General features: G+C 71.8%; 15 protein-coding genes and 2 pseudogenes. 7 read left to right on the plus strand and 10 right to left on the minus strand.

The annotated features are described in order from the left end of the window. A pseudogene (locus ACOV8S_RS00565) lies at nt 1-335 on the plus strand (hypothetical protein); the annotation flags it as partial. 22 nt (nt 336-357) lie between these two features. On the opposite strand, the pseudogene ACOV8S_RS00570 reads toward ACOV8S_RS00565, so the two are convergent. Then, nucleotides 358-1,005: pseudogene (locus ACOV8S_RS00570) on the minus strand (hypothetical protein). A 73-nt stretch (nt 1,006-1,078) separates the two neighbouring features. Between ACOV8S_RS00570 and ACOV8S_RS00575 the strand changes: the two are divergent. Beyond that, entirely contained in the window at nt 1,079-1,882 is an 804-nt protein-coding gene (locus ACOV8S_RS00575) for a HEAT repeat domain-containing protein (RefSeq protein WP_448315243.1), read from the plus strand. Nucleotides 1,883-1,971: 89 nt separating this feature from the next. Here the strand turns inward: ACOV8S_RS00575 and ACOV8S_RS00580 are convergent, their stop codons facing one another. Then, the gene (locus ACOV8S_RS00580; RefSeq protein ID WP_448315245.1) at nt 1,972-2,652 is read right to left on the minus strand and encodes a TetR/AcrR family transcriptional regulator; all 681 of its coding nucleotides are present in this window, start codon (nt 2,650-2,652) and stop codon (nt 1,972-1,974) included. Nucleotides 2,653-2,751: 99 nt separating this feature from the next. Between ACOV8S_RS00580 and ACOV8S_RS00585 the strand changes: the two genes are divergently transcribed. After that, the gene (locus tag ACOV8S_RS00585; RefSeq protein ID WP_448315246.1) at nt 2,752-3,717 is read left to right on the plus strand and encodes an NAD(P)-dependent alcohol dehydrogenase; all 966 of its coding nucleotides are present in this window, start codon (nt 2,752-2,754) and stop codon (nt 3,715-3,717) included. 45 nt (nt 3,718-3,762) lie between these two features. Here the strand turns inward: ACOV8S_RS00585 and ACOV8S_RS00590 are convergent, their stop codons facing one another. After that, entirely contained in the window at nt 3,763-4,458 is a 696-nt protein-coding gene (locus ACOV8S_RS00590; protein WP_448315248.1) for a TetR family transcriptional regulator, read from the minus strand. A 7-nt stretch (nt 4,459-4,465) separates the two neighbouring features. Continuing rightward, a complete protein-coding gene (locus tag ACOV8S_RS00595) occupies nt 4,466-5,482 on the minus strand; it encodes an acyl-CoA desaturase (protein WP_448315250.1) in 1,017 nt (338 codons plus the stop codon). Nucleotides 5,483-5,790: 308 nt separating this feature from the next. Between ACOV8S_RS00595 and ppc the strand changes: the two genes are divergently transcribed. Next, complete coding sequence (gene ppc, locus ACOV8S_RS00600; RefSeq protein WP_448315251.1) at nt 5,791-8,523, plus strand: phosphoenolpyruvate carboxylase; 2,733 nt, start codon at nt 5,791-5,793, stop codon at nt 8,521-8,523. 64 nt (nt 8,524-8,587) lie between these two features. Here ppc and ACOV8S_RS00605 read toward each other — a convergent pair whose 3' ends face one another. Further along, nucleotides 8,588-9,085, minus strand: a complete 498-nt coding sequence (locus tag ACOV8S_RS00605) for a WapI family immunity protein (protein ID WP_448315253.1) — start codon at nt 9,083-9,085, stop codon at nt 8,588-8,590. Nucleotides 9,086-9,097: 12 nt separating this feature from the next. Continuing rightward, on the minus strand, nt 9,098-10,486 hold the full coding sequence (locus tag ACOV8S_RS00610) for an FAD-dependent oxidoreductase (RefSeq protein ID WP_448315255.1): 1,389 nt from the start codon (nt 10,484-10,486) through the stop codon (nt 9,098-9,100). Nucleotides 10,487-10,559: 73 nt separating this feature from the next. Here ACOV8S_RS00610 and ACOV8S_RS00615 point away from each other — a divergent pair, with 73 nt between their 5' ends. Then, nucleotides 10,560-11,210, plus strand: coding sequence for a TetR/AcrR family transcriptional regulator C-terminal domain-containing protein (locus tag ACOV8S_RS00615; RefSeq protein ID WP_448315256.1), 651 nt, complete (start codon nt 10,560-10,562; stop codon nt 11,208-11,210). Between the two features lie 45 nt (nt 11,211-11,255). On the opposite strand, the gene galK is transcribed toward ACOV8S_RS00615, so the two are convergent. The 3 genes from galK to galT all read right to left on the minus strand — a co-directional run bounded on the left by galK (nt 11,256) and on the right by galT (nt 14,603). Then, entirely contained in the window at nt 11,256-12,449 is a 1,194-nt protein-coding gene (galK, locus tag ACOV8S_RS00620) for a galactokinase (protein WP_448315257.1), read from the minus strand. A gap of 79 nt (nt 12,450-12,528) precedes the next feature. Continuing rightward, nucleotides 12,529-13,533: a UDP-glucose 4-epimerase GalE gene (gene galE / locus ACOV8S_RS00625; protein ID WP_448315651.1), complete on the minus strand. Its 1,005-nt coding sequence runs from the start codon at nt 13,531-13,533 to the stop codon at nt 12,529-12,531. An 8-nt stretch (nt 13,534-13,541) separates the two neighbouring features. Further along, nucleotides 13,542-14,603, minus strand: a complete 1,062-nt coding sequence (gene galT / locus ACOV8S_RS00630; protein ID WP_448315259.1) for a galactose-1-phosphate uridylyltransferase — start codon at nt 14,601-14,603, stop codon at nt 13,542-13,544. Between the two features lie 218 nt (nt 14,604-14,821). On the opposite strand from galT, the gene ACOV8S_RS00635 reads away from it, so the two are divergent. Both ACOV8S_RS00635 and ACOV8S_RS00640 read left to right on the plus strand, forming a co-directional pair. Next, nucleotides 14,822-16,498, plus strand: coding sequence for a sodium:solute symporter family protein (locus ACOV8S_RS00635; protein WP_448315260.1), 1,677 nt, complete (start codon nt 14,822-14,824; stop codon nt 16,496-16,498). 27 nt (nt 16,499-16,525) lie between these two features. Beyond that, entirely contained in the window at nt 16,526-16,846 is a 321-nt protein-coding gene (locus ACOV8S_RS00640) for a hypothetical protein (protein WP_448315262.1), read from the plus strand. Between the two features lie 87 nt (nt 16,847-16,933). On the opposite strand, the gene ACOV8S_RS00645 is transcribed toward ACOV8S_RS00640, so the two are convergent. After that, the gene (locus tag ACOV8S_RS00645) at nt 16,934-17,599 is read right to left on the minus strand and encodes a helix-turn-helix transcriptional regulator (protein WP_448315653.1); all 666 of its coding nucleotides are present in this window, start codon (nt 17,597-17,599) and stop codon (nt 16,934-16,936) included. Between the last annotated feature and the right edge of the window lie 31 nt (nt 17,600-17,630).

Consider the following 17,630-nt stretch of genomic DNA (forward strand, 5'->3'; position numbering starts at 1 on the left):
GTCCTCACCGGGCAGCACGTGCAGGTACGTCGTCTCCCAGACGTCCACCGCGAACCCCCGCCGTCTACCTGGACCTCTTCGCGCGGCGGGGGTTCGCGGTGGACGTCTGGGAGACGACGTACCTGCACGTGCTGCCCGGTGAGGACGCGGTGCTGGACTGGGTGTCGGGCACGGGGCTGCGGCCGGTGCTGGCGGCGCTGTCCGGCGACCTCGAGGCGCGGGACGCGTTCCTCGCGGAGTACGGGGCGCGCCTGCGTGAGGCCTACCCGCGCCGCCCGTACGGCACGGTCCTGCCCTTCCGCCGCCTGTTCTGCGTGGCGGTGGCCCCGGCCTAGATGATCAATTCCAAGTGGTTGGTCAGTGGTCATAGGCGGCCAGTGAGCGTAAGACGGGCTGTCCGGTGTGGTCGTTGTGCCAGATCGCTGCGGTCAACGCGAGGATTCGCTGCGTGACCGGGCGACGACTCCAGCGGGCGTGCACCCTCGGCGCTGTTCGAGATCGAGCTGTCCCTTGAAGGTCTCGTCCACCGACTCGATGACCTGCCGCAATGGCTTGGAAAAGGGAGCCCCGGACCGCTGCGGCTCGCCTTTGCGGGCGGGCCGCAGCAACCGGATGTCCTGTTCGGCCAGCTCGTCCTCGAAACCCTGGCCAAAGTAGTTCTTGTCGCCGATCGGCGTCTGGGCAGGGTGGGCGGCGAGGAGTCCCGGTTCGGCTGCACGCAGGTCCAGCAGGGTCGCGCGCTCGTCGGCCCTTGTTGTAGCCGGGCTGCTTGGGCAGGTACGGGAAGAGGTGTCGCAGGTGGGAACGGGCATGGCGGAGCCATCTGGCCTCGGAGGTGAAGCCGAGCATGGCCTGCATCATCGCCAGTGTCACCAGCTCGGCGTCGGTGAGCCGCGGGGTGAATCCCACGGTCGGCCGCCATGGCGCGAGATGCGGAGACGCCTTCGGAAGGTCGTCGGTCTTCACATGGAGTGCGGTCGCGCGGGTGTCCAACTCTGTGTTCACACACTGACGTTGGACGCCCTCGTCCCGTGCGCGCAGCCGATGCCGTGGAATCGATCACCTAGCATCCCATGTCATGGCGATGTTCGTGCACTTGACCTCAGCGGCGAACGCTCCGCGCATCCGACGGTCCGGGATCCAGGCGGCCAGCCACGGACAGGGCAGGGCACGCGGGGTCTACTGCTTCCCGGTGCTGCCGTCGTACACCCTCACCCACCAATGGCTGCGCGAGCTGGCCCGTTTCGGCAGCCGGGGCGGGCTTGTGGCCATCCACGTGCGGCTGGACGACGCCCAGCACGTGCTCGTCGGACGCTATACCGACCGGGCGCAGGACGCCCAGGCCACCGTTCCTGCGTCAGAGGCCGTGCGGCGGATCGCGGCACTGGAGGATCCGCGCGGGTGGGAGGTGTTCGTACCCCGGGCGATCCAGCCGCGTGAAGTGCACCGGGTCCGCACCGCGCCGCAGGTGGTGGGCTGGCGGTACCTGCCGGACGCGCACGGTGCGCGCCCCTGCACCTGTTTCGGGTGCCGGGTGCGCGGCGGGTACGGGGCGCGGCGCCTGCGTGAGCGGTTGCCGCATCCGCTGGATGGCCCGCCTCCACCCGTCAGAGTGCTGCTCGCCAGGGTCGCCGCAGCCGGTGACCCTGGGGACCCAGCCGCGCTGCGGGAGGCACTGCATTGGTTCGGAATGCGTCGGCGGGGCCCGCTCGCCCAGTTGGGCCGCCTGGCCACCCACCCCGACCCCGGGGTGCGGGAAGAACTGGTGTGGGCGGTCGCCCGCTGGTCCACCCCTGGGGTCATCGCACTGCTGGACGACCTCGCTGACGACCCGCACTCGGACGTCCGGGAGGCAGTGGAGGCGGCCCGCGCTTCGCAGTGACCACCGACCCCTTGGAATAGATCATCTAGGGCCTGTTGCGAAAGTGGAGTCGGGAGCTGGACGTGCCCTGCGGCAGGACCCGTTTCCTGTCATGTTCCGGGGGGCGGCCGCCCCTGGGGACCGTCGGTCGTCATCGGGAGGCTGCGCAGTGCCAGCGCAGCCGGTGGGGGCAGCGGTGTGTTGGCCGTGTCGGTGCGGAACGACTGGAGCAGATAGGCCACCAGGCGCCGGGACGCCGCACCGTCATCCGGTAGGGCGGTCACCAGAGCGCCGTGCGCCAGCAGGACCACGGCGAGGTCGGAGGGGTGGAAGTCGGCCCGCAGCGCGCCCGACGCCTGGGCCCTGCGTACCAGGGTCGTGAAGTCCCGTTCGGCTCGTTGCCGGGACTGCGCGTGTTCCGACGTGCTGTCCGGGAAGGCCGCGACGAACGCGGCGGGGAACCCGCGTTCCTCCCGTTGCAGAGCGCAGACCGTCTCGACCAGCTGCTGGAAGCCCTGCCACGGGTCAGGGGCGTCCAGAGCCTCGGTGAGCGCCCGCGCGCACGTCTCCATCTGCTGCGCGAACGCGCCCCGCACCAGGGCGTCCCGGGTCGGGAAATGCCGGTACAGCGTCGCGACGCCGACCCCGGCCCGTCGGGCCACGGTCGCCATCGGGGCGTCGATCCCGTGCTCCGCGAAGACCGCACGGGCCGCGACCAGGACGCGCTCACGGTTGCGCCGGGCGTCCGCCCGCACCCCGTCCCGGGCTGTGATCCGAGAGGATTCCGCCATGACTGTTTCTCACTTCCGGCCCAAACGGACGATTGCGTCCGCTTAAGAGCTTACGGTCGATGCCAGACCCCGTACGGCCCCCGGCGGCAAAGGCAGACGATGAACGACCGCATGATGAAGGCAGTGCTCTACGACCGCTACGGCGGCCCCGATGTCCTCTACACGGGCCGCGTGCCACGCCCCGAGCCGGCCGCCGGCGAGGTCCTGGTGAAGGTGCGCGCGTTCAGCGTCAACGGCGGCGAACTGGCAGCCCGTGCCGGCCGCCTCCGGCTCCTCACCGGCCGGACGTTCCCCCAGCGCGTCGGCTTGGACTTCACCGGCGAGGTCGCCGCAGTGGGGGCCGGAGTCACAGGGTTCGCAGCCGGTGACCGCGTATGGGGGGTGCTGGGCCGCACCTCCGGGTTCGGCAGCGCCGCCGAGTACGTGACCGTGCCCGCCGAGCGGGTCGGCCGGCTCCCCGACGACCTTGACCTGGTGGACGCCGCCGCGCTGCCGGTGGCCACCACGGCCGTCACCGCGCTGCGGGACAAAGCCGGGCTGCGCCCCGGCGAACGACTCCTCGTCCGGGGCGCGGCGGGCGGTGTCGGCAACGCCGCCGTCCAGCTCGGACGGGCGTACGGCGCCGAGGTCACGGCCCTGGCCCGCGCAGCCAACCTCGACTTCGTCCGCGGGCTCGGCGCGCACGAGGCCGTGGACCACCGGGCCGTGCGGCCGGCCGATCTGGGCCGCTTCGACGTGGTCCTGGACACCGCGGGGACCGACCTGCGGGCCTTCCGGCGCCTGCTGAATCCGGGAGGGCGCATGGTCGCCATCGCCTTCGACCTGAAGCGGCCCGCCGCGTCGCTCGGCTACCTCGCGGCCAGCACGGTCCACGGACGCGGCCGGGTGCGCTTCTTCAGCGGCAACCCCACGCGGGCGGACTTCGACGACCTCGCCCGCCATGTGGCCGAGGGGAAGCTGAGCCCTGCGGTGGACACGGTCTTCCCCCTGGAGGAGACAGCAGCGGCACACCGGGCGCTGGAGGCGGGCGGCGTCCAGGGCAAGTACGTGGTCATGGTCGCGTAGGACGTCCGCGGACGTGCTGATCACAGCCACGCGCAAGGGTCCTGGTCAGGACTTGCGGTGGCCGATGAGTTTGGGTTTCTGCTCGAGGCCGTCGAGGCCGTGCCAGGCGAGGTTGACGAGGTGCGCGGCGACCTCGGCCTTCTTGGGGCGGCGGACGTCGAGCCACCACTGCCCGGTGAGGGCGACCATGCCCACCAGCGCCTGCGCGTACAGCGGCGCCAGCTTCGGGTCGAAGCCCCGGCTCTTGAACTCGCGCCCGAGGATGTCCTCGACCTGCGTGGCGATGTCGGAGATCAGCGAGGCGAAGGTCCCGGTGGACTGCGGGATCGGGGAGTCCCGCACCAGGATGCGGAAGCCGTCGGTGTACTCCTCGATGTAGTCGAGGAGGGCGAACGCCGCCTGCTCGCACAGCTCCCGCGGGTGACCGGCCGTCAGCGAGCTGGTCACCATGTCGAGCAGCCGCCGCATCTCACGGTCGACGACCACCGCGTAGAGCCCTTCCTTGCCGCCGAAGTGCTCGTAGACCACCGGCTTGGAGACCCCGGCCTTGGCCGCGATCTCCTCCACGGAGGTCCCCTCGAAGCCCTTCGCGGCGAAGAGGGTGCGTCCGATCTCCAGCAGCTGCTGGCGTCGCTCCGCGCCCGTCATCCGGGTGCGGCGCGTGCGCCTGGGCGGTTTGCCGTCGCGCGTCTCGTCGCGGGTCCGGTCGTCGTCGCTGGAGCTGCTGGAGTCGGTCACCACATGTCAATCATGCCGCGTCGGCCGTGGCGCGCTCCCGGCGGGACCGGCGGGCGTCCGGATCACGCCGCGCGGCAAGCCGCTCCTCGGAGGGCCAGCGGACGTCGTAGGCCCAGCCGAGCTGCTCGAACCAGCGGATGAACCGTGCCGAGGAGTCGATCTGGCCCTTGAACACGCCGTGGCGGGCGGAGGTCGGGTCGGCGTGGTGCAGGTTGTGCCAGGACTCGCCGCAGGACAGGACGGCCAGCCACCACACGTTGCCGGAGCGGTCGCGGGACTTGAAGGGGCGCTTGCCGGTGGCGTGGCAGATGGAGTTGATGGACCAGGTCACGTGGTGCAGCAGGGCGACCCGGACGAGGGAGCCCCAGAAGAACGCGGTGAAGGCGCCCCACCAGGACATGGTGACCAGGCCGCCGACGATCGGCGGGATGGCCAGGGACAGGATGGTCCAGCCGATGAACTGGCGGGAGATGGCGCGCAGCGCCGGGTCCTTGATCAGGTCGGGCGCGTACTTGTCCTGCGGGGTGCGCTCCTCGTCGAACATCCAGCCGATGTGGGCCCACCAGAGGCCCTTGATCAGGGCGGGGACGCTCTCGCCGTAGCGCCACGGCGAGTGCGGGTCGCCCTCGGCGTCGGAGAACCTGTGGTGGCGGCGGTGGTCGGCCACCCAGCGGACCAGCGGGCCCTCGACGGCCATGGACCCCATGATCGCGAGGAAGATCTTCAGCGGGCGCTTGGCCTTGAAGGAGCTGTGCGTGAAGTGGCGGTGGTACCCGATGGTCACACCGTGGCAGCCCCAGTAGTAGAAGAAGACCATCAGGCCCAGGTCGAGCCAGCTCACCCCCCAGCCCCAGGCCAGCGGCACGGCCGCCACCAGGGCCGCGAACGGCACGATGATGAAGAGGAGCAGGGCGATCTGTTCGATCGAGCGCTTCTGCTCGCCACCGAGGGTGGCGCTGGGCAGAGGCTTTCCGGCGGTGTCCACGTCCCGCGAGTCTTCGTCGAGCACTTCGGAGCTGGTCGTCATCGGCATCCCTCGAGTGGTGGAGAAAGGCAGGCAAGGGGCGGGGTGACGGAGTTCCGCGGGTGTCCCACTTCCTACGGTTCCGTAACCTACGGCATCGTAAGTATGGCAGCGCCGTGTCTCACAGCAAGAGCCGTTCGCCCGCGTGTGCCGGTGGCTGCCTATCCTTAGACCCGGTCGGACAGCGCGGTCCGCTCCTCTATTCAGTCTCTTCCCGGACGAACCGAGCCCGAAAGCCGTGAACGGCCGCACGGGTGGTGCGTCCGGGTGCCCTGCCAGACAGAGCTTCACCGTTGCAAGGAGCCGCACCTGTGAGCAGTGTCGACGACCGGACCACCACCACGAGCAGCGAACTGCGGAGCGACATCCGCCGTCTGGGTGACCTTCTGGGTCAGACCCTGGTCCGGCAGGAAGGTCCTGAGCTGCTGGAGCTCGTGGAGAAGGTCCGCAGACTGACCCGGGAGGACGGCGAGGCCGCGGCCGAGCTGCTCCGGGGCACCGAGCTGGAGACGGCCGCCAAGCTGGTCCGTGCCTTCTCCACCTACTTTCACCTCGCGAACGTCACCGAGCAGGTGCACCGGGGGCGCGAACTGAGGGCGCGCCGCGCGGCGGAAGGCAGCCAGTTGGCCCGTACGGCGGACCGGCTGAAGGACGCGGACCCCGCGCACCTGCGGGAGACCGTGCGCAACCTCAACATCCGCCCGGTGTTCACGGCGCACCCGACGGAGGCCGCGCGCCGCTCCGTGCTGAACAAGCTGCGGCGCATCGCGCACCTGCTGGAGACGCCGGTGATCGAGGCGGACCGCCGTCGTCACGACACCCGGCTGGCCGAGAACATCGACCTGGTGTGGCAGACGGACGAGCTGCGGGTGGTGCGTCCGGAGCCGGCCGACGAGGCCCGCAACGCGATCTACTACCTGGACGAGCTGCACGCCGGCGCGGTCGGCGACGTGCTGGAGGACCTGACCGCCGAGCTGGAGCGGATCGGGGTCGAGCTGCCGGACGAGACGCGGCCGCTGACCTTCGGCACGTGGATCGGCGGTGACCGGGACGGCAACCCGAACGTCACCCCGCAGGTGACGTGGGACGTGCTGATCCTGCAGCACGAGCACGGCATCAACGACGCGCTGGAGATGATCGACGAGCTCCGCGGGTTCCTCTCCAACTCGATCCGCTACACCGGCGCCACCGAGGAGCTGCTGGAGTCGCTGCGGCAGGACCTGGAGGTCCTGCACGAGATCAGCCCGCGTTACAAGCGGCTGAACGCCGAGGAGCCCTACCGGCTGAAGGCGACCTGCATCCGGCAGAAGCTGCTCAACACCAAGGAGCGGCTGGCGAAGGGCACGGCGCACCGGCCGGGCCGTGACTACCTCGGCACCGCGCAGCTGCTGGCGGACCTGGTGCTGATCCAGACGTCGCTGCGCGAGCACCGGGCCGGGCTGTTCGCGGACGGCCGGATGGACCGCACGATCCGCACGCTGTCGGCGTTCGGTCTGCAGCTGGCCACCATGGACGTGCGGGAGCACGCCGACGCCCATCACCACGCGCTGGGTCAGCTCTTCGACCGGCTGGGCGAGGAGTCCTGGCGGTACGCGGACATGCCGCGGGACTACCGGACGCGGCTGCTGGCCAAGGAGCTGCGTTCGCGCCGCCCGCTGGCGCCGAGCCCGGCCCCGCTGGACAAGGCGGGCGCGAAGACGCTGGGCACCTTCGACACGATCAAGCGCGCGCTCGACGTCTTCGGGCCCGAGGTCATCGAGTCGTACATCATCTCGATGTGCCAGGGCGCGGACGACGTCTTCGCGGCTGCGGTGCTGGCCCGTGAGGCGGGACTCCTCGACCTGCACGCCGGCTGGGCGAAGATCGGCATCGTGCCGCTGCTGGAGACCACGGACGAGCTCAAGGCCGCGGACACCATCCTCGACGACATGCTCTCCGACCCGTCCTACCGGCGTCTGGTGGCGCTGCGGGGCGACGTGCAGGAGGTCATGCTCGGCTACTCGGACTCCTCGAAGTTCGGCGGCATCACCACCAGCCAGTGGGAGATCCACCGTGCCCAGCGGCGGCTGCGTGACGTGGCGCACCGGCACGGGGTGCGGCTGCGGCTGTTCCACGGCCGGGGCGGCACGGTCGGCCGGGGCGGCGGCCCGTCGCACGACGCGGTGCTGGCGCAGCCGTGGGGCACGCTGGAGGGCGAGATCAAGGTGACCGAGCAGGGCGAGGTCATCTCCGACAAGTACCTGGTGCCGTCGCTGGCCCGGGAGAACCTCGAGCTGACGGTGGCGGCGACGCTGCAGGCCTCGGCGCTGCACACCGCGCCGCGGCAGTCGGTGGAGGCGCTGGCCCGCTGGGACGCGGCGATGGAGGTCGTCTCCGACGCCGCCCACGTGGCCTACCGCGAGCTGGTGGAGGACCCGGACCTGCCGGCGTACTTCTTCGCCTCCACCCCGGTGGACCAGCTGGCCGACCTGCACCTGGGCTCGCGGCCCTCGCGCCGGCCGGACGCGGGCGGCGGCCTGGACTCGCTGCGGGCGATCCCGTGGGTGTTCGGGTGGACGCAGTCCCGGCAGATCGTGCCGGGCTGGTTCGGCGTGGGCTCCGGCCTGAAGGCGCTGCGTGAGGCGGGGCTGGACCCGGTGCTGGCGGAGATGCACCAGGAGTGGCACTTCTTCCGGAACTTCATCTCCAACGTCGAGATGACGCTGGCGAAGACGGACCTGCGGATCGCGTCGCTGTACGTCGACAACCTGGTGCCCGACGAGCTGAAGCACGTCTTCGACGCGATCAAGGCGGAGCACGAGCTCACGGTCGCGGAGGTCCTGAAGGTCACCGGTGAGACGGAGCTGCTGGACGCGAACCCGGTGCTGAAGCAGACCTTCGCGATCCGCGACGCCTACCTGGACCCGATCTCCTACCTCCAGGTGACGCTGCTCAAGCGGCAGCGCGACGAGGCGGCGGCCGGCCAGGAGGTCGACCCGCTGCTGTCGCGGGCGCTGCTGCTGACCGTCAACGGTGTGGCCGCGGGCCTGCGCAACACCGGCTGACCCGCCCCGCGGACACCACGGCGCCCCCTCCCCCGCGACTGCGGGGGAGGGGGCGCCGCCGCGTTCAGCGGGACGGGAAGGCGGTGAGTGCGCGCTCCCAGGCGTCGGCCGCTCGCAGCAGGGCGGCGGCGTCCGTCCGCAGGTCGAGGGCGTACCCGTAGATGTCGCCGAGGACCTCGCCGGTGTACTCGTCCCGCCGCCACGGGGGCGTCGCCTCCGCGGAGAGGTGGACGCGCACCGTCAGCGTCCCGTCCCCGTTCCGGCCGGCGAGGCCGAAGCCCAGGAGCGGTTCGGTGAACCACAGGTCGGGCCACGGTTCGCCCTCCTCGCCGGGTCCGGTCACCGGCACCACCCCCGCGGCCACCCTGCGCAGCCAGCCGGCGATCTCGCCCGCCTCGCCGGTGGTCAGGCAGGGGTCCCGGAAGGAGAAGTCGCCCTCCGGGGTCGTCACCCTGCCGTCGACGTTCAGCCAGTTGTCGTCCCACGGGTCGCCGACGGCCACGGCGAACTGGTGGCCCACCGGGCGGAGTTCGACGCGGGTCGCGGAGTCCTCGAGAAGCACCGGGTCAGAGTTTCACACGCCGGCCCGCACGACCTGGCGGGCCCCCGCCCGCCTCGTGTACGCGTCCATGCCCTCGGTGGTGTCGCCGGCCCAGCCGACGTAGCCGTCGGGGCGGACGAGGAAGACGCCCTCGCCGTACGCCGGGAGGGGCGTGGCCGCGTCCACGGTGAGCAGGGTCCAGTGCGGGCCGCGGAAGGCGTCGAAGAGGCGGGTGGCCCCCAGCTTCCCGTCCGGGGCCCGGTCGCCGGCCCGCAGCGGGCCGGGAGCCTGCCGGGTCTCCTCGGTGAGGGAGGAGGTCCGGTAGCCGAGGGAGAGCTGGCGGGTGGCGTCGCCGCGGCGGGTCTCGCCCCGGTGGATGCTGGTGGACAGGCCGAGCATGTCGGCGGCGACCGGGCGGCGTTCCTCCTCGTAGGTGTCCAGGAGGGAGGCGGGCGCGGCGCCCCGCAGGACCGCGTCGAGCTTCCAGCCGAGGTTGTAGGCGTCCTGCACGCTGGTGTTGAGGCCCTGGCCGCCGGCCGGGGAGTGCAGGTGCGCCGCGTCGCCGGCGAGGAACACGCGGCCGGCGCGGAAGCGGTCGGCGAGCGCGGTGCGCGGGCGGAAGTCCGAGGCCCAGCGCACCTCGGTGACGTCCTCGGCGGTGAGGTGGGTGCGGGCCGCGACGAGCGCGCGGACGCCTTCCAGGGACGGGTCGACGGTGGCGCCCTCGGGGAAGCGGGCCACCAGCTGGAAGTCGTCGGTGCCGGCGAGCGGGCAGAGCGCCACGAAGTCCTCGCCCCCGCCGGACGGCGGGAACATGTGCCAGTTGTCGCGGTCCAGGCCGGTGAGGCGGACGTCGGCCACCAGGGTGGGGTTCGCGTCGAGCGTCTCGCCGGTCATGCCGATGCCCAGCGCCCGGCGGACCGCCGAGCGGCCCCCGTCGGCGGCGACCACGTACCGGGCCCGCAGGCCGGAGCCGTCGGCGAACCGCACGGTGACCCCGTCCGCGTCCTGGGTGAGGCCGGCCGCCTCCCGGCCGAAGGCGATCCGCCCGCCCAGCTCCTCCAGCCGCGCCCGCAGGATCTCCTGGGTGCGCCACTGCGGCACCATCCACGGCTCGTCGTACGGCGCCTCCTCGGTGGGCTCCACCGGGTCGAACATCCGGTGCTCGCCGAGCCGTCGCCCGTCCCGCCACAGCATCCCGACCGGGTAGCCGCCCCCGGCCGCGCGGATCGCGCCGAGGACCCCGAGGTCGTCGAAGACCTCCATCGTCCGCGGCTGCATCCCCTTGCCGCGCGATCCGGGGAACAGCCCGTCGGCCCGCTCGACGACGAGGGCCTCCACCCCGCGCCGGGCCAGGTCCACGCCGAGCGTCAGCCCGCTCGGGCCCGCTCCCACCACCAGTACGTCCACCTGCGCAGTCATACGCCCCCGCTCCTTAACGTCGTTAAGTTCTGTGGGGCACCACCATGCGCTTAACGCCGTTAAACTGTCAAGCGTGACCACGAACCGCCGCACGCCCCTCGACCGGAAACGGGTCGCGGACGCCGCCCTGGACCTGCTGAACGAGGTGGGTCTGGAGGGCCTCACCCTCAGCGCCATCGGGCGGGAGTTGGGCGTCAAGGCGCCCGCGCTGTACTGGCACTTCAAGGACAAGCAGGCGCTGCTCGACGAGATGGCCACCGAGATGTACCGCCGGATGGTCGCCGACGGGGAGCTCGACCCCGCCGACAGCTGGCAGGAGCGGCTGCGCAAGTCCAACCACGGGCTGCGGGCGGCGCTCTGCCGCTACCGCGACGGCGCGAAGGTGTTCACCGGTTCACGCTTCACCGGCATCGAGCACGCCGAGCAGATGGAGGACAGCCTGCGGCTGTTCACCGCCGCCGGCTTCACCCTGCCGCGGGCGGTCCGCGCGATCACCACGACGTACCTGTACACCCTCGGCTTCGTCGCCGAGGAGCAGGGCATGGTGCCGCTGCCGAACGACCCGCCCGGGGGCCTCGACCTCGAGGAACGCGCCCGGAAGATGGCCGCCTTCCCGCTGTCGGCCGCCGCCGGCGCGGAGATCTTCGCCGACTACGACCGGCACTTCTCGGAGGGCCTGGAGATCGTCATCGCGGGCATCGCGGCCCGCCACCGGATCGCCTGACCGCCCCCCAAAGCGGCGGGCGGACGGCGGCCGGGCGGCGGGCGGCTACGCCGGGCGGATGCGCCGGGCCCCGCGGGAGGGCACGGCCGGGAAGACGCGGGGCGGCTTGTGACCGGCCCGGGCGAAGGCGGACCCGACCGCCGTGACGACCGCCTCGGCCTTGTCGTCGTCGACCAGGACGATGGCGGAGCCGCCGAACCCGCCGCCGGTCATCCGGGCCCCGAGCGCCCCCGCGTCCAGCGCGGCGTCGACCACCGCGTCCAGCTCGGGCGCGGAGACCCGGAAGTCGTCGCGCAGGGAGGCGTGCCCCTCGGTGAGGACCGGGCCGATGCCCCGGGTGTCGCCGTCGTTCAGCAGCCGCACGACCCGCTCGACGCGCTCGTCCTCCGTGACGACGTGGCGCACCAGGCGGCGGAGCTCCTCGTCGTCCAGCCGGGCCAGGGCCTCGTCGAGCTCCTCGTACGGGATGTCCCGCAGGACGGGCACGCCGAGGAGTTCGGCGGCGCGCTCGCAGCCGGCCCGGCGCTTGCCGTACTCGCCGCCGCTGTGCGCGTGCTTGACCTGGGTGTCGACGACCAGCAGCCGCATCCCCTCGGCGGCGAGGTCGAAGGGGATCTGCCGCCGGGTGCCGTCGCGGGTGTCGAGGAAGAGCGCGTGCCCGGCCTCGCAGCAGGCGGAGGCGGTCTGGTCCATGATGCCGGTGGGCGCGCCCACGTACTCGTTCTCCGCGCGCTGGCAGATCCGGGCGAGCAGCGCCCGGTCGAGACCGAGGCCGAAGAGGTCGTCCAGGGCGAGGGCGACGACGACCTCCAGCGCCGCGGAGGAGGACAGTCCTGCCCCGCTGGGCACGGTGGAGGCGAGGTGGACGTCGGCGCCGGTGACCGCGTGGCCGCCCTCGAGCATGGCCCAGACGACGCCCGCCGGGTAGGCGGTCCAGCGCTTGTCTGAGCCGGGCAGCAGCTCGTCCACCCGGCGCTCCACCACCCCGCCGGGGACGTCCGCGGAGGACAGCCGCAGCAGGCCGTCCTCGCGGGGCGACACCGCGGCGACGGCGACCTGCGGCAGCGCGAACGGCATGACGAAGCCGCCGTTGTAGTCGGTGTGCTCACCGATCAGGTTGACCCGGCCGGGGGCCGCCCAGACGCCGGCCGGCTCGGCGCCGTACAGCTCGGTGAACCGCCGGGCGACGACCTCGGCGGCGGCCGTGACGTCGGCGGGGTGCTGGACCGACTCGCTCATGTGCGGAAGGGCCTTCCGTGCGGAGGGGGCTGACCGCGCGTGCGGGGGCCGCGCGGCAGGAGCTGACAGGCGGCAGGGCTCACGCGTGGGCGCGCGCGAACGCCCAGGCGTCGGAGACGATGGTGGTGAGGTCGGCCCGGCGCGGGCGCCAGCCGAGCCGGTCGCGGGCGGTGGCGGCGGAGGCGACGAGCACGGCGGGGTCGCCGCCGCGGCGCGCGGCCACCTCCTCGGGGATCGGATGGCCGGTCACCCGGCGGACGGTGTCGATGACCTGGCGGACGGAGAAGCCGTTGCCGTTGCCCAGGTTGCAGATCAGGTGCTCGCCGGGCGTGGCGGCCTTCAGGGCCAGCAGATGGGCCTCGGCGAGGTCGGCGACGTGGATGTAGTCGCGCACGCAGGTGCCGTCCGGGGTCGGGTAGTCGTCGCCGTAGACGGAGATGTGGTCCCGGCGGCCGAGGGCGACCTGGAGGACCAGCGGGATCAGGTGCGACTCGGGGTCGTGCCGCTCGCCGTGGTCGCCGTAGGCGCCGGCCACGTTGAAGTAGCGCAGGCTGACCGCGGCGAGACCGTGGGCGTTCGCCTCGCCGGTGATCATGTGGTCGACGGCCAGCTTGCTGGCGCCGTAGGGGTTGGTGGGCGCGGTGGGGGCGCTCTCCGGGATGGGGACCTCGGCGGGCTCGCCGTAGGTGGCGGCGGTGGAGGAGAACACCAGCCGGCGCACGCCCGCCTCGCGCATCGCGCCCAGCAGGGCCATGGAGCCGCCGACGTTGTTGCGCCAGTACTTCTCCGGCTTCACCACCGACTCGCCGACCTGGGAGGAGGCGGCGAAGTGCAGGACCGCGTCGAAGGAGGGGTCGAGGATCCGCCCGGCCTCCTGCAGCCCGCCCTCGACGAACTCGGCGCCCTCGGGGACGCCTTCGCGCACGCCGGTGGACAGGTCGTCCAGGACGACCACCCGGTGCCCGGCCTCCAGCAGGTGCTGGGCGACCACGCCGCCGATGTAGCCGGCCCCGCCGGTCACCAGGTAGGTGCCGGTGCCCCGGCCCGCGCCCAGGCCCGTCTCCTCGCCCGGTCCCGCGCCCATGCCCTCGCTCACGCGCTCGCCACCTCCCGCAGTCGCGCCGCGGCCGCCTCCGGCGGCACGTCGTTGATGAACACTCCCATGCCCGACTCCGAGCCCGCGAGGAACTTCAGCTTGCCGGAGGTCCGGCGGATGGTGAACAGCTCCAGGTGGAGGGCGAAGTCGTCCCGCGTCACCCCTTCGTACGCGTCCAATCCGGTGAACGGCGCCTGGTGCCAGGCGGCGATGTACGGGGTGGGCGGTTCGTCGGGGCCGAAGATCCGGTCGAAGCGCCGCAGCAGCTCCAGGTAGACGCGGGGGAACTCGGCGCGCTGGTCCTCGTCGAGCGCGGTCAGGTCGGGGACCCGGCGGCGCGGGTAGAGGTGCACCTCGTACGGCCAGTGGGCGGCGTACGGGACGAAGGCGACCCAGTGCTCACCCGCGAGGACCAGTCGCTCCCCCGCCGACTCGCGCGCGACGATCTCGTCGAAGAGATTGGCGGTGTCCGCCTCGGCCCGGCGGGCCGCCAGCGACTGGAACATCCGCGCGGTACGCGGGGTGACGAAGGGGTAGGCGTAGATCTGCCCATGGGGGTGACCGAGCGTCACCCCGATCTCGGGGCCCCGGTTCTCGAAGGGGAAGACCTGGACGACGGAGGGAAGATGCGAGAGTTCGGCGGTCCGGTCCGTCCAGGCGTCCAGCACCAGCCGGGCCTGTTCCTCGGACAGCTGCGCGAACGAGGCGTCGTGGTCCTCGGTGAAGCAGACGACCTCGCAGCGGCCGGAGTCGCCGGCCAGCGACGGGAACCGGTTCTCGAAGACGGCCACGTCGTAGCTGCTGTCCGGGATCTCGCTGAGCCGCTCGCCCCGGGTGGGGCACAGCGGGCACTGGTCGGCCGGCGGGTGGTAGGTACGGCCCTGGCGGTGCGAGGCGACCGCGATGTCGTCGCCGAGCAGGTCGTCGTGGCGCACCTCGGAGGTGGTCACGGTGGCGTCCAGGGGCCGCCGGTCGACGGCGTCGCGCGGCGCGCCGTCCCGCAGGTCGTAGTAGATGAGCTCGCGCCCGTCGGCAAGCCGGGTCGAAGTCTTCCTCACCGTCGATCGCCTTCCCGCCGCACCGCCCGGCTCCCTCGGATGTCCCGTCCGGATGCGCGATGCCTCGAACAGAAGTCAACATAACAGACCACAAGAGAACGCAACCCAATCACTGATGTCACAATCAGGCGACGAGAAACAACAGGAGTGTTCAATCTCCGACAGCGCCGGTAAAACATCCGCCGTGATCCCCGTAACGCGCGACGAAGCGAGTTCCTATGCCCCCCACACTTCTGGCAGCTGAGCTGCGACTCCCCGCCAACTGGCTGGACTACTGCCTGCTGGCCATCTACTTCCTCTTCGTGCTGGGCGTCGGCTTCCTGGCGCGCAAGTCGGTCAAGACGAGCCTCGACTTCTTCCTGTCCGGGCGCTCGCTGCCCGCCTGGGTCACGGGTCTCGCCTTCATCTCCGCCAACCTCGGCGCCACCGAGGTCCTCGGCATGGCCGCCAACAGTGCCCAGTACGGCGTGTACACGGTGCACTGGTACTGGATCGGCGCCATCCCGGCCATGGTCTTCCTCGGCCTGGTGATGATGCCGTTCTACTACGGCTCCAAGGTCCGCTCGGTGCCCGAGTTCCTGCTGCTGCGCTTCGACAAGTCGGCGCACCTGCTGTCCTCGGTGCTGTTCGCCTTCGCGGCCATCCTGATCGCCGGCGTCAACCTGTACTCGCTGGCGATCGTGGTCGAGGCGCTGCTGGGCTGGCCGGAGTGGGTGGCCATCGTGGTGGCGGGCTTCTTCGTCCTCGCGTACATCACCATCGGCGGTCTGTCCTCGGCGATCTACAACGAGGTGCTGCAGTTCTTCGTGATCCTGGCGGCGCTCATCCCGATCACGGTCCTCGGCCTCAAGCGGGTCGGCGGCTGGGGAGGCCTGACCGACTCGCTCACCGCGCAGAAGGGCGGCGACTTCGTCACCGCCTGGGGCGGCACGGGCATCGGCAGCGACAACCCGCTGGGCGCGAACTGGCTGACCATCGTCCTGGGCCTGGGCTTCGTGCTCTCCTTCGGCTACTGGACGACCAACTTCGCCGAGGTCCAGCGCGCGCTGTCCGCCAGGAACCTCTCCGCCGCCCAGCGCACCCCGCTGATCGCCGCGTACCCGAAGATCTTCATCGTCTTCCTGGTGATGATCCCCGGCCTGGTCGCCGCGGTGCTGGTCCCCAAGATCGGCCAGGCATCCTCCGGCCTGGAGTACAACGACGCGATCCCTTACCTGATGGGCCAGCTGCTGCCCAACGGTGTGCTCGGCATCGCGATCACCGGTCTGGTGGCGGCGTTCATGGCCGGCATGGCGGCCAACGTCTCCTCCTTCAACACCGTCTTCACCACGGACATCTGGGCGAAGTACGTGAAGCGGAACCAGGAGGACACCTACTACCTCCGGTTCGGACGGCTGATCACCGTCCTGGGTGTGCTGGCCTCGATGGGCACGGCGTTCCTCGCCTCGACCTTCTCGAACATCATGGCCTACCTGCAGACGCTGTTCTCGTTCTTCAACGTGCCGATGTTCGTGGTGTTCATCATCGGTATGTTCTGGAAGCGGGCATCGATGGTCTCCGGCTTCTGGGGCCTGCTCGCCGGCACGGTCTCCGCGATGGTCAACTACTTCGTGGTCTACAAGCAGGGCGTCATCGACATCCCCTCCGACCAGGGCGCGAACTTCGTCTCGGCGATCGTCGGCTTCGTGGCCGGCGCGGTGGTCATGGTCGCGGTCTCGCTCTTCACCAAGCCCAAGCCGATGGAGGAGCTGCAGGGCCTGGTCTACGGCACCAAGTCGCCGGGCATGTCCGAGCCGCCCGCCGAGGGCGACGACGCCTGGTACCGCAAGCCCGCCCTGCTGGGCTGGGGAGCGATCATCCTGGCGGCCGCCTGCTACATCCCGTTCTCGTTCTGACGACGAACGCGGGAGAATGGAGAGACCATGTCCGAGTTTTCCGAGAAGGACGTCCAGCAGTCGGTCACCGAACTGGAGGGCAAGTCCGCCAGTGCGGCCCGGCTCTTCGACGTCCGCCGCATCATCGGCCTTCTGTTCGTCGTCTACGGCGTCATCGTCACGCTGTGCGGGATCGCGCCGTCCGACAGCGCCCTCGACAAGGCGGAAGGCGTCAACATCAACCTGTGGACCGGGCTGGCCATGCTGGCCCTGGGCCTGTTCTTCCTGATCTGGCTCAAGCTGCGGCCGGCCGCGCCGCCGTTGCCGCGGACGGGTATGGAGGACGAGAAGCCTCTCGGCCAGCGCTGAAGCGACGCGGTCGGCGAGAGGCCGAGAACCCACCGCGCACACCAGGGCCGGGCTCCCCATCGGGGGTCCGGCCCTCGCGCGTCCTGCTCAGGACGGCGAGCGGTCCAGCAGCCCGGTGCGGGCGGCGAGCGCGGCGGCCTCCAGCCGCGAGCCCACGCCCAGCTTCATCAGCACCCGCTGGACGTGGGTGCGCGCGGTACTGGGCGCTATGCCCATGCCCTGCGCGATCAGCCGGGTGTCCTCCCCCTCGGCGACCCGCACCAGCACCTCCGTCTCGCGCGGGGTGAGGGCGGACAGCAGGCGCCGTCCCTCGTCGTCGGGCTCCGCCACCGGATGGAGCAGCTCGTGGAAGGCGCCCTGCAGCAGGGCCGGGGAGATCGCCGCCTCACCGGCCCGTGCCTTCACGATGGCCCGCTCGACCCCCTCGATCCGCTCGTCGTGGCGGACGTAGCCCGACGCCCCGGCCGCGAAGGCCGCCGCGATGCCGCGCGGGCTGGGCACCGGGCCGAGCACCACCACCGCCACCTGCGGGCGCTCCCGCCGGATCCGCTCCACCGGGTCGAAGGCCCCGGGCCGGGCCGGTTCCGCGGTGCCCAGCAGGCACACCTCCGGCGCCCGGCCGATCACCAGCTCGGCCGCTCCGGCCGCCGGCGCGGCCGCGGCCAGCACCCGGTGCCCGCGCAGCTTCAGGGCGGAGGCGAGCGCCTCCGCGTGCAGTCGGTGGTCGTCCACCACCATGAGCCGCACTCCCATGGAAACCCCCACCTCGCCCCCCGGCCCGAGG

It is taken from the genome of Streptomyces sp. CO7 (assembly GCF_053474865.1).

Bases quoted from the DNA above. Each gene is read 5' to 3' on its own strand.
- ACOV8S_RS00645 (WP_448315653.1), bottom strand. From the start codon at position 17,599: ATGGGAGTGCGGCTCATGGTGGTGGACGACCACCGACTGCACGCGGAG.
- ACOV8S_RS00640 (WP_448315262.1), top strand. From the start codon at position 16,526: ATGTCCGAGTTTTCCGAGAAGGACGTCCAGCAGTCGGTCACCGAACTG.
- galE (WP_448315651.1), bottom strand. From the start codon at position 13,533: ATGGGCGCGGGACCGGGCGAGGAGACGGGCCTGGGCGCGGGCCGGGGC.
- ACOV8S_RS00585 (WP_448315246.1), top strand. From the start codon at position 2,752: ATGAACGACCGCATGATGAAGGCAGTGCTCTACGACCGCTACGGCGGC.
- ACOV8S_RS00610 (WP_448315255.1), bottom strand. From the start codon at position 10,486: ATGACTGCGCAGGTGGACGTACTGGTGGTGGGAGCGGGCCCGAGCGGG.
- ACOV8S_RS00595 (WP_448315250.1), bottom strand. From the start codon at position 5,482: ATGACGACCAGCTCCGAAGTGCTCGACGAAGACTCGCGGGACGTGGAC.
- galK (WP_448315257.1), bottom strand. From the start codon at position 12,449: ATGAGCGAGTCGGTCCAGCACCCCGCCGACGTCACGGCCGCCGCCGAG.
- ACOV8S_RS00575 (WP_448315243.1), top strand. From the start codon at position 1,079: ATGGCGATGTTCGTGCACTTGACCTCAGCGGCGAACGCTCCGCGCATC.
- ACOV8S_RS00635 (WP_448315260.1), top strand. From the start codon at position 14,822: ATGCCCCCCACACTTCTGGCAGCTGAGCTGCGACTCCCCGCCAACTGG.
- ACOV8S_RS00580 (WP_448315245.1), bottom strand. From the start codon at position 2,652: ATGGCGGAATCCTCTCGGATCACAGCCCGGGACGGGGTGCGGGCGGAC.